This window comes from Peribacillus deserti, from assembly GCF_016909175.1.
Taxonomy (GTDB): domain Bacteria; phylum Bacillota; class Bacilli; order Bacillales; family DSM-1321; genus Paraperibacillus; species Paraperibacillus deserti.
In genome coordinates this window covers 209750-220585 of record NZ_JAFBFI010000005.1, presented here as the reverse complement: position 1 = coordinate 220585, position 10836 = coordinate 209750, and the positions used below count along the sequence as shown (strand labels likewise).

13 protein-coding genes are annotated in these 10836 nt (G+C 35.4%); 10 read left to right on the top strand and 3 right to left on the bottom strand.

All coding sequences use genetic code 11. The features are described 5' to 3' along the window. Positions 1-252 precede the first annotated feature (252 nt). The 5 genes from JOC77_RS07920 (at position 253) to JOC77_RS21840 (ending at position 4287) form a co-directional block, all read left to right on the top strand. Positions 253-591 (top strand): DUF5655 domain-containing protein, encoded by a 339-nt coding sequence (locus tag JOC77_RS07920; RefSeq protein WP_204541238.1) that lies wholly within the window; start codon positions 253-255, stop codon positions 589-591. A 615-nt stretch (positions 592-1206) separates the two neighbouring features. Continuing rightward, a complete protein-coding gene (locus JOC77_RS07915; RefSeq protein ID WP_204541236.1) occupies positions 1207-1695 on the top strand; it encodes a BsuPI-related putative proteinase inhibitor in 489 nt (162 codons plus the stop codon). Between the two features lie 1486 nt (positions 1696-3181). Beyond that, positions 3182-3658: a hypothetical protein gene (locus tag JOC77_RS07910; RefSeq protein WP_204541233.1), complete on the top strand. Its 477-nt coding sequence runs from the start codon at positions 3182-3184 to the stop codon at positions 3656-3658. 169 nt (positions 3659-3827) lie between these two features. Continuing rightward, positions 3828-3989 carry a hypothetical protein gene (locus JOC77_RS07905; RefSeq protein WP_204541230.1) on the top strand — a complete coding sequence of 54 codons (162 nt, stop codon included), beginning with the start codon at positions 3828-3830 and terminating at the stop codon, positions 3987-3989. A 7-nt stretch (positions 3990-3996) separates the two neighbouring features. Beyond that, entirely contained in the window at positions 3997-4287 is a 291-nt protein-coding gene (locus tag JOC77_RS21840; protein WP_204541281.1) for a DUF4362 domain-containing protein, read from the top strand. Positions 4288-4369: 82 nt separating this feature from the next. Here JOC77_RS21840 and JOC77_RS07895 read toward each other — a convergent pair whose 3' ends face one another. Next, complete coding sequence (locus JOC77_RS07895) at positions 4370-5191, bottom strand: STAS domain-containing protein (protein WP_204541227.1); 822 nt, start codon at positions 5189-5191, stop codon at positions 4370-4372. Between the two features lie 448 nt (positions 5192-5639). Between JOC77_RS07895 and JOC77_RS07890 the strand changes: the two genes are divergently transcribed. Next, positions 5640-6017, top strand: a complete 378-nt coding sequence (locus tag JOC77_RS07890) for a RidA family protein (protein ID WP_204541224.1) — start codon at positions 5640-5642, stop codon at positions 6015-6017. A 332-nt stretch (positions 6018-6349) separates the two neighbouring features. Here the strand turns inward: JOC77_RS07890 and JOC77_RS07885 are convergent, their stop codons facing one another. Continuing rightward, a complete protein-coding gene (locus tag JOC77_RS07885; protein WP_204541221.1) occupies positions 6350-6511 on the bottom strand; it encodes a hypothetical protein in 162 nt (53 codons plus the stop codon). Positions 6512-7140: 629 nt separating this feature from the next. Here JOC77_RS07885 and JOC77_RS07880 point away from each other — a divergent pair. Then, positions 7141-7488: a VOC family protein gene (locus tag JOC77_RS07880; RefSeq protein ID WP_204541218.1), complete on the top strand. Its 348-nt coding sequence runs from the start codon at positions 7141-7143 to the stop codon at positions 7486-7488. A gap of 302 nt (positions 7489-7790) precedes the next feature. Beyond that, positions 7791-8267: a GNAT family N-acetyltransferase gene (locus JOC77_RS07875; RefSeq protein ID WP_204541215.1), complete on the top strand. Its 477-nt coding sequence runs from the start codon at positions 7791-7793 to the stop codon at positions 8265-8267. Between the two features lie 47 nt (positions 8268-8314). Here the strand turns inward: JOC77_RS07875 and JOC77_RS07870 are convergent, their stop codons facing one another. Then, the gene (locus JOC77_RS07870) at positions 8315-9322 is read right to left on the bottom strand and encodes an IS1595 family transposase (RefSeq protein WP_204541213.1); all 1008 of its coding nucleotides are present in this window, start codon (positions 9320-9322) and stop codon (positions 8315-8317) included. Between the two features lie 367 nt (positions 9323-9689). Between JOC77_RS07870 and JOC77_RS07865 the strand changes: the two genes are divergently transcribed. Both JOC77_RS07865 and JOC77_RS07860 read left to right on the top strand, forming a co-directional pair. Then, positions 9690-10172: a DUF2975 domain-containing protein gene (locus tag JOC77_RS07865; protein WP_204541210.1), complete on the top strand. Its 483-nt coding sequence runs from the start codon at positions 9690-9692 to the stop codon at positions 10170-10172. A gap of 10 nt (positions 10173-10182) precedes the next feature. Beyond that, a complete protein-coding gene (locus tag JOC77_RS07860) occupies positions 10183-10404 on the top strand; it encodes a helix-turn-helix domain-containing protein (protein WP_204541207.1) in 222 nt (73 codons plus the stop codon). Positions 10405-10836: the final 432 nt, after the last annotated feature.

Genomic DNA, 10836 nt, shown 5'->3' with positions numbered 1-10836 from the left:
CGACCTTCCTCTCCTAGCCGTAAGATCAGTATGGACAGGAAACCCATTTTCATATTCTGTGGTGCAGCAGTGCTGCATGATTGGCTAACGGGTGCATTAGTTTAACAAGGAGAGGGCTGCTGTGGCGGCCCTTTTTGTTAGTCCACTAAGGGAGTATTTAGTTGAATAAAGAAAATGGTAAAATGATGTTAAAAGAGGCAAAATAAAGGTAATACAAGCTAATATGTTATGGAGAAAGAAGGCGAATACAATATGTCAGAAGATGAATTATTCTCAAATAAGGCATCTAATGTTTATGGAATATACTTAAAAATCCTCGATTTATTGAAAGAAATAGGACCATTTGAAATTGAGTTTAAAAAGACTTCAATCCACCTTTTGAATAAATCTTCCTTTGGAGGAGTTCATCCAAAAAAGAAATGGTTAGACTTGAATTTAGTAACAAACCATCAAATTGAACACGAGAAGATTACTAAAATCGAACAAGTATCCAAAAACAGACTTCACAATAATTTTAGATTCTATAGTGTTGACGACCTAGATCAAGAGTTTTTAGCTCTATTAAAAGAATCATATCAATTGATGTGTTAGTTAGAGAAAGAATATTTATTACCAATGAACAGCATTTTCTTAGGAATTATATCTGGTCTAATATTCGGTTTATTATCTGTAATAATAATGCTACCGATGAAATTTGAGGATAAACTTATTGCTATTATTGGTTCATTTATTAATCGTTTTACGATTGGTTTTTTAATATCAGTAACTGTACTTTCTATGTATGGTTGGACAAAAGGAATTTTGATAGGGTTGTTAATTAGCCTCCCAGATGCACTTATCACAAAAGCCTATTTACCAATCATTGGAATAGGAATAATCGGATGGCTAAGGTGGTAGGAAGGGTCGTATCGATAATCTTATTGCACTAACAGGTGCGTTAGTTGAGGAAGAACGACTGCTTCGGCAGTCTATTTTTTTTAAAAAAAGAAGCAGGGATAGAGGAATATCATTTTCACTCTAGAATTAAAAACTAAAGGTGCGTTAGTTGAAGATCCAGCCGGTGTATCGGCAGCCTTTTCCCCATTGATACAAAGTTTAAAGTAGAACCTTAAGAAAGAATCCTAACGTATTTCATTGGCTTCGTTTTTATAGTTGTTTAGAAGGCTTTTAATTTTCCTGATTTTAAGCACTATAAGGAGGGATATCATGAGATATACAGTGTTAGCAGGATTACTTTTAAGTCTGGTTTTAGCAATGGCGGCCTGTGGGACAAAAGGGGTTTCTGATCCTCAAAAGGAACCGCTTAAACAACCGGTTGTAGAGAAGAAAGAGCAGTCTGCAGGTATTGTGGCTGGTAGCATGGAAGGGAGGATAACCGAAGGTAAACATGATTTAATAAATAACAAGAATTCCTTCACGTTTACCGTGAAAAACCAAACTGAAAAAGAACAATCTTTCAAATTTCCAAACGGATTTTCCTATGATTACATTCTAATTAAAGAAGGAAAAAAAATTGAGCAATATTCAGAAAATGTGAGGTCCACTCAGGCAATCCGGAACCTGATCATTCCAGCAGGCGGGGAAAAAAATTATGAAGTGACTTTTGAAAATCTTGAAAAAGGTGAATACATGATTGAATTCATCTGGCAGGGCGACAAAAATATCCGTGCGAGCATGGCATTTAACGTAATTTAAAGGACATCAAAATTCGTGTCCTTTTCTTTTATTAAAAGCCCTTTTTCTCTACTCCTCTTTGAAACAAATAATCAGAGTTTACCTGCTGATATTTTTCATCGCTTTTGAAATAGGTGTGCCGGAATGGTGCCGAATTTTCTCTCACGAATAAAGTTACCCCTCATCATGGTCAAGAAAAAGAGGTGGGCTTAACCGGAAGCACAGTATCAGCATTGAGGATTCTAGCCATTTTCATTCTCTGTGGTGCAGCTCTGCTGCATGGATGGCTAACGGGTGCGTTACCTGAAGAGTGAATCGCTGCTTAGACAGCTTATTTTTGTTGGTTCAATAATAAAGTAGATGTTGGTTAGTTCAAAAAAGGCTGCTATGGCAGCCTTTTCGGTGTTATAGGGAACAGCATAGTTGAACCACGTTCCTTTTACTTGGTAATTTGAAATCGTCTTGTAAGGTACCTACAACAGCATTTTGATACATGAAAAGAGAAGTGATGGAAACCGTGGTGCTCATGACGGAAGGCGGAGTTTACGGAGATTACGACGAAGTTGAAAACGATTGAGGTGTTTACGGAACCTGCGACGAAGATTGAAACGGCCGACTTCACCACGACCCAATTCGTTAGACATATAAATCACCTCCTGAATACTTATGTATTAGACTATTCAGTTTTAGATCTTACGATTGGACAAGCATCTAAGACAACAACAAATTGTTGACTTATTCTGTTGGCTTTTTAAGTGCATAGTAGAATGATATTGGGTTATAAAAACGTCCTTCCTCAACTAACGGGTACCTTAGTTGAGTATGATGAGGGTTGATAAGGTACCCTTTTTTATGCCAGGATCGGGGTATTGAAGGAATCTGATGCTTGCGTGCTGTTAAGTAGATAACAAGTGAAAAGGGGAAAGATTGGATGAAGGATAAGGGGTGTATGTTCAATGGATAGGCGAAAACAGGTAATCATTCTTATTACTACTCCCATGAAAATAAAAACTGGAAAAAGGCATACAAAAATAGACAAGAAAAACCAGTTTTTAAAAAGAGGACCGGCCTTATAAAAGTTAGATATAAGATTGGTTGTACATGGCTTGAATTCAGGCCCTTCTCGTTGGAGTAAAATAAGTGCAACTGGAGCAACAACCAGAATTAGGATTTATCTCCCATGAGTGCTACCGATTTAGGGTGCGACAGTCGGTGGTACACCGTGGCCGCCCCCGTCAGACTTACGGGATGGCTCTAAGGCACCATAGTTCATAGACCTTCTTCTCCAGCATTAAACAGTATAGTCTGCACAGCCCATTTTCATTCTCTGTGGTGAATCGCTGATCTGTACGATTTATGGATGGCTAACGGGTGCGTTAGTTCAAGAAGAAGTGTGCTTAGGCAGCCTATGGGGGGAATTCGGCACTAAGAATTTTTTAAAAGGAGTAATTGTTTTTAATGAAGAATAATATATACTAAGAGATTATGAAAGTGGTGAATTCCGGCTATGTTGAGAAATACTGTAATAGCATTCTTCATTCATATCTTTACTGGAGTTATTATTTGGTTGTCGGGTAATTATTTTTATGACTTTGTCTTTAATAAGTATCAGAGTAATGCTGTAATTATGAATAGTTATCTTTTGTGTGTATCAATTATAGGGTTAACTGTTTACTACATTCTCGGTAGAAAATTATTAAGGTTTCAAGGATCAAAGCTAAAATCATTACTCTCAGTTTCATTAGTATCACTAATTGGATTCATTATAGGTTTGTATCTCATTATTTTTACCAATGACGGATGGGACTGGATAATGTATATACTATATAATGCTGCCCTTCACCCAGCAATGATGGTAATTGCAAATACTAAGTATGCGTTGTGGCTATCTATATTGCCAAGCCTTTTTATGTGGATGGGGATTGTACATAAGGAAAAATCTAATATGCTTAGTCAGGTGCAATTTTTTGAGGAGCAACTTTAGGAAAGGTTAAGTAATAGCTGGTTTCAACAAAAGGGTGCGTTTATCAAGAAGGATTGGCTGCGGAGGCCGCCTTTTTGTGTTGTTCCTCAACCGGGAAGGTGTGAAGAACAGATATGTAGAAACTTATAATTATTCATAACGTGATATAGGGTAAGAAAGGAGTGGGTTTATGAATTTTAGAAAGGGATATTTAAGTATAGTTGTAATGTTACTAATTTTAGTAATAGGCTGTTCCAAATCCCCAGTTGATAATGTAGAAGAACAATTCAGCCCAGCACAAACAGACATAGTAAGCCATCACGATGGTATTGGGAATTTAACAAAAGCTTAAAGAATTTATACAAAATGTAAGTAAAGGAAAAGAAGATAAAATACGTGTAGTCTCCTACACAAAAGAAGGAGACCCAATTATTAGTGATCTTTCTTATAATGGAGAGATCCTTGAAGTGACAAGGGATACTTCAAGAGACAATTATGGAGATAATACAATTAAAACACATCAGTGTAAAACCATCGAAGTGATTAAAAATAAGAACAACCAAGATGAGTACGTTTTAACGGGATGTTCCGGCAATACCTTACTTTTTAGGAGTAGAAAAGAAGAGAATAATCAACTGTTGAGAAGTTGATTTCATAACAGGAGTATAAATACATTAATGACAGTGGAGGATACAAAAAAAGACCGCTTACAAACGGTCATTTTATGTTTAGTTAAAGATATTGCTTTAAAGTTTCCTGGAGTGTACCTTTTGTTTCTGCCTCTTCTTCAAAACGGACTCCCGAATGCACCATTTTTCTTACAAGTTCAGGACGAAGACCAGTAAGAACCGTTTTGCAGCCCATCATTTTAACCCCAGCCAATATCTTTTCAAGATTATTTATGACATCTCGTTCCATCATGGCAATACCGGAAAGGTCCATAACCAGTGTCTGAATTCTTGAATCAGCTATAGCGTCTAAAACCTTTTCTTCAATTATTTCAATCCTGTAGGAGTCTACGGTCCCAATTAGCGGCAGAACGTAAACGTGATCGTTTACAGGAATAATCGGTACTGACAAATGTTCTACCATTTCTCTTTGTTTATAGTACATTGTATCTTTATATTTTGTATAGTTAAGAAAAAAGTTGTTAAGGAACTTGTCAATCTGATCGTTGACGTTTTTTTCCATTCCGTAAAATTCTGCACGTTTATTCGTAATATTTTTTTCCTCGTCGAGAATAGCTACAAAATGCCAAAAAGTTCTTCTGATCGCTTGTACCCACTCTAATTTCAACTCGAGTGTTAATGCGTGCTTCGCCCAAGCGATGCCTTCCTGCTTAGCGAATGCAATTAACTCTTCATCTTTTTGATCAACTACGTAAAAAATCAATGTCCGAGCATTTTTTAACAAATCAATATTTCCTTGACTTAAAATATCAGTAATTCTTGCCGAGACATTTACTGCTTCGGAAAGCAATTTGTCCTCAAACGTTTCCCCGTTTTCTTTAATAAAGGACTTTAATTCGTTGCTCAGTGTCTGTTTTGTTTCCATTGTCGATACTCCCCTTTGAAGTACTTCAAAACCGTAAATTTATTATATTATTGTGTCTCTAATGATAGTAATTTTATACTTACTTTAAGTTTTGGAAAAACCGACAATTTATAAAGGACCTACACAATCGTTAATAAAAGAGGGGGCTATGGGAATTAAATTATTAAATTGACATTTCCTAAACGTTATTATTCCCTGTGGAGCAGTATTGATTTTGTGCTCAATGACGGCTAACGGTACATTAGTGAAAGATGAGGCTCGCTACGGCGGTCTCTACCTAAAAATTCGAGAGAGTTTATTTACTAATGGCTGCGTTAGTTGAATAAGGGTGGCAGCTTATGCAGCCCTTTTCTTTGTTTTTATTAATATCTATAGCTTATATATTCCATATACCTAAAATATCGTCATATATCTATTTTTTTCCATATATCTAGAGGAGGAGTTTTATATGTCAAGAAAGGCTTTTAGTGCATCTGGTGCTGTTGCTGTTGGTCCTTACTCACATGCAATTGAAGCAGGAGATTTAATATTTCTATCTGGGCAAACCCCAGTAGACTCACAGACTGGAAAGCTTGTAGAAGGTGATATTGTTGAACAGACCAATCAATGTTTTAAGAATCTTTTCAATGTATTGGATGCAGCAGGTTTAACTCCTGATAATGTTGAAAAAGTGAATGTATTCTTAACTGATATGAATAATTTCACAGCAATGAATGAAGTTTATTCTAAACAATTTTCTGAGCCATATCCTGCTCGTACAACTATAGGTGTGTCATCCTTACCTCTTGGTGCACAGGTTGAAATCGAGATGATAGCTAGAAGATAATTCAGGTAAAAAGGGCTCTAACAAAATAGCTAGAGCCCTCTAAAATCTTTCCTTCTCTCAACACTACTAATCCTTGAAATACATTAAGATAGTTACGTCGTAGATGCAATACGTGCCTTATATCCAATTAATTTTCAAGATATTGATTAACTTTCTTTGTTCAACTAACGGGTGTGTTAGTTAAATAAGGTTGGGCTGCTAAGGCGGCTCTCCTTACGAGTCAATAAGTCTTTTGGTAGACTACTATAAACAAAAAGCAGAGCGACCTAGTAAGTCACTCTGCTTTTTCTTACTCCTCTGCATTGATTACTTGCATTCCAGACTTATTTGGGTCAAAGTCCATGTTCAATGTCTTTTTTGGAATTTAAAACATATAGGTTGTATCCAGTTATTTCTTTTTTCATTTCTTTAATCTGATAACTTTTTAGCTTGTTTTTAATTGGAATTCTTGCTGATAGAGGGAACTTATAGTTACCGTTTTCTTTACCATCCATAACTTTACCTCTTAGTACAGGCGAAGTAGCTACTCCAATGTATTCAGCAGTCTTAGATGGAATTTCAGACACGAAGTACTAGGGGATGCCTTGCTGAATAAAATTATACAGTTTTTTGCTAAATACATATTCTATTTTAAGCTCAAGTTCATTCTTTGAAGAAACGTTAATCTCGAATTGTGAAACATAAAAGTTTGGTGGATTGAATCGCTCACGAAGAACCACAGACTCAGACTACTGCATCTCCTGACAAGCCAGATGAAAAAAATGATTATGTCACTCTTTTCCACAATTTATCAATCGTTAGTTGAAGAAAAAATTCTAATTATACAGGAAATATCTGTTAGTTTGCTGGGTTTTTTTTGAAATGGGTAGCAGCCCTTGTTCCAATCGTATAAGGAAAAAATTTCGGAATTCCTTTTACTTTGACATTACAATTGACATCATTTTTATGATGGGAAATAAGTATTGTACAATTAAAAAAGAGTGCCAAAACTACTGTCAATTTAGTGCCGTTTTGAGTACCAGTCTTATATATCCTTCTTCAACTAACAGGGCAGTTTAGTTGAAGAAGGAACTTAACAATAATCAAAAACTAAAAATTTAAAGACAGACAGGAGTTAGATACGATGATAAAAGGTTTCGGAGGAATATTTTGGAGAACTAAGAATCTTGATGTTATAAAAAAATGGTACAGTGAAGTGTTGAAGATTGAAATAGAAAAATGGAATGGGACTGTGATTAAACCCCAATTAGGAAATGAGACTATCTTTTCTTTCTTTACCGAGAATGACAGTTATTTTCCAAAAGAACAACAAGTGATGTTAAATTTCAAAGTACATAATCTAAACGAGACTATTAAGCATCTTGAACATATTGGTGTACCTCTTGAAAAGAAAAAAGAGATTAGTGAATTTGGAAAGTTTATTTGGATTAAAGATCCTGAAGGTCGACTGGTCGAGCTTTGGGAGAAATAGCAGGTTGTGATCATTTTCAATTAAGCTAACGGGTACGTTAGTTGAATAAGGATAGTGCTGTTGTGTCGGATCTTTTTGTTGTTAAATTAATGGTCAGGTTAGTTGAACAAGTTATAAAAATTGAATAGTTTAAAATTAAAGGGCATTTCTTTGTAAAGGAATGCTCAGGCTGTCGACAAAGTCGACAGCTATTTTTTAATAAGGCTGTTTTCGTAAAGTTTGTTGTTTTTAAGAAGGTATGTTGATTAATCTCAAAAATAACATATAATGGTAGAAACAGAAGGGCTTTAGGAGGATATATTATGTCGTTGGTATTCAGAAAATCAACAATGGAAGATATAGATATTTTACTTCCAATTCAAAAAGCATCGTTTCAAGAGGACTTGGAAAAATATGAGGACTTTGAAACTAATCCAGCTTGTGAAACATTTGAGAAGTTAGCGGAAAATATAAAAAAATATTATCACTTTACAATTTTGGACGGAGAAACAGTTATCGGTGCAATTGATGTAAGAGGTAATAATGAACGTATGCACATTGATAAAGTGTTCATTTCTCCTTTATATCAAAATAAAGGAGTTGGTACTGCCGCTATTCAGTTTCTAGAAGAACAATTTCCAAATGTGAAATTATGGACTTTGTATACCCCTTATTTAAGTTTTCGTAATCACTATTTTTACGAGAAATTTGGATACAAAAAGACCAAAGAGGTACAACTTACGCCTAAGTTAATTTTATTTAAATACGAGAAATTACCAGGTGTCCTGATGTCAAAATAGCAACCCCATTAGAAAGTATGTGGGGCCATCAATCGGGTGGTCCTTTTTTAATTTGACCTTAATAATTCCACTGTTGTTTTGTTTGATTTCCGGCACGCCGAAATAAGCATTTGCTCCACTTGTTTTTCATAGGATAAATGCTTGTCTAATTCAAGCCATCGAAACCAGTACAGGTAGTTATCAAGATATTTGGTTGCTACACCTTGAAACCTTCTAATCCAGGTTTTCAATCGACTATGGAAGTTATTTACGTTCTGAACGTGAAAAATTCCCTTCTTTACACGTTGCTTTTGGTGTTCATTGATGGGTTCGTGTTGTAATCCTTTTAGTTTGGCGAACTTCTTATAATTCGTCGCTGTATCTGTGCACAGCAAAGATTTCGGGTCTATATATTTCCCGATAGCAGCGTCAATTTCTTCTGCTTTAACACGCCCAGTTCCAGCTTTCACTGCAATAATATTGTTATTACGGTCTTGTGCTACAACAACGGCAATTTTAAGGTCAGAAATCCCTCTCTTTTCATCTGGAGTCTTACGTTTCTTAGGCTTTCGATGTGTTACCACTTTCCCTTTCATAGACTCACGAAAGAAAGTTTCGTCACTTTCAACAATACCTTGAAGTTGATTGAAATCTAATGAGCGTAACGCGTTCAGAATTTTATGTCTCCAATAGAAAGCAGTGGAGATGTGGATTTTTAGGCGTTTAGCGATTTTAGGTAAGGTATAACCCTCCACCATCATTTCCATATACTTCACCCATTTTTCAGGGTATCTTGAGCCTGAAAATGGAGTGTTAGTCATATCGTTGAAGGTTTTACCACAATCCTTACATAGATACCGTTGGCGTGTCTTATATTTGCCGTTACGCTTAACAGCAGTGCTTCCACAATGAACACAAGCCATTCCAGATGCAAAACGGTTTTCACGAATATCTTTCAACAGTTTTGTAATTTTACTAGGTTCATCTGGAAAAAGGTCTTGTTTCATCGCATTAAACAATGCTACCCGTTCCAATTCAGTTAATTCGCCAACCTGTTCGTAAACATCTAACCACATTATTTGAACGCCTCCAGACCGCATTATATCAATACTCTATTATTATGGTCAAAAAAGCAACAATCTATGCGAAAACAGCCTTTAATAATATTTAACCCTCAATATATAGTGCTTAACTTTAGAAAAGCCACCATATATACAAGAAATAAATTGACAAACCTCATTTTTCGCGACAAAGTTTGTTTGAAATTGATTTTGTCTACACTCTGGGCATTTCTTTGTAAAGGAATGCTTTTTATATTTGTCTGAAATTTAAAGGATATTTTTACAACAATAATAATATAATAAAGGACAATAACATTTTATTGTAAAACGATAAATAGCGTGTTAAAATCAAAAAGAACAATAAATAAGAGAGGTGCTTTTTATGAAACGAGGTTCAACAATCTTTTTAAAAATAGCTGTTTTTCTGATTGGAGCTCCAGTTTTTGCTTTATGTGTATATGGGTTGCCTATGATAGTTAAAGACGCAGGAGAAAGTAATTCGGAGTTCGCTTATGTACTATATGGTATTGTAATAGTTATGTATGTAGCGGCGATACCGTTTTTCGTTGCATTGTATCAGGCTTTTAAACTTTTAAGTTATATTGACAAGAACAAAGCATTCTCGGAAATATCTGTAATAGCACTAAAAAATATAAAATATTGTGCAATCACAATCAGTGGCTTATTTGTGGTTGGTATGCCATTCTTCTATATCTTTGCGGAGTTAGACGACGCCCCAGGTGTCATATTGATTGGAATGCTCTTTATTTTTGCTTCAATGGTTATCGCAGTCTTTGCTGCTGTTCTCCAGAAACTTTTGCAAGAAGCGATTAATATAAAATCAGAAAATGATTTAACGGTCTGAGGTGAAAACAATGGCGATTATAATCAATATTGATGTGATGCTGGCTAAAAGGAAAATGAGCGTAACAGAACTTTCGGAGAGGGTTGGAATAACAATGGCTAACCTTTCTATTTTGAAAAATGGAAAGGCGAAAGCAATTCGATTATCAACTTTAGAGGCGATTTGTAAGGCTTTAGAATGTCAGCCTGGAGACATTTTAGAATACAAAAATGACGAAGACACTCAAGGATAAATAGTGTTCATTATTCCTGTCTTTTCTTTTTACGATGACAATAAAAGACAACAAAATTATTCAATTAACGGGTGCGTTAGTTGAAGAACACTGGCTGCTGCGGCAGCCCTTTTTGTTGTTCATCTAACATAGCAGGTTAGTTCAACAAGCTGCACTCCAGTGAAAACAACAGTTACACGTGGGTAATATAAAAAGAAATATAACTATCCCAACCTTTTAAGAGAGGCGAATAAAATAAAGGTAGAAATAGCTAGGGTAATAATCTGGGCTCTCCATCCATTCGCAAAAGAATTCTTCATGGGCAGACTAGAGATCAGGCAGTCTTGTTGAAGAAGGAACTGATGATGTTGTTAACGAATAATAGTTATATTACACAAAAACCAAAATTAATTGAGGAGAGTAAAGAAGGAGTTAAATGTAAGGGATATTAGA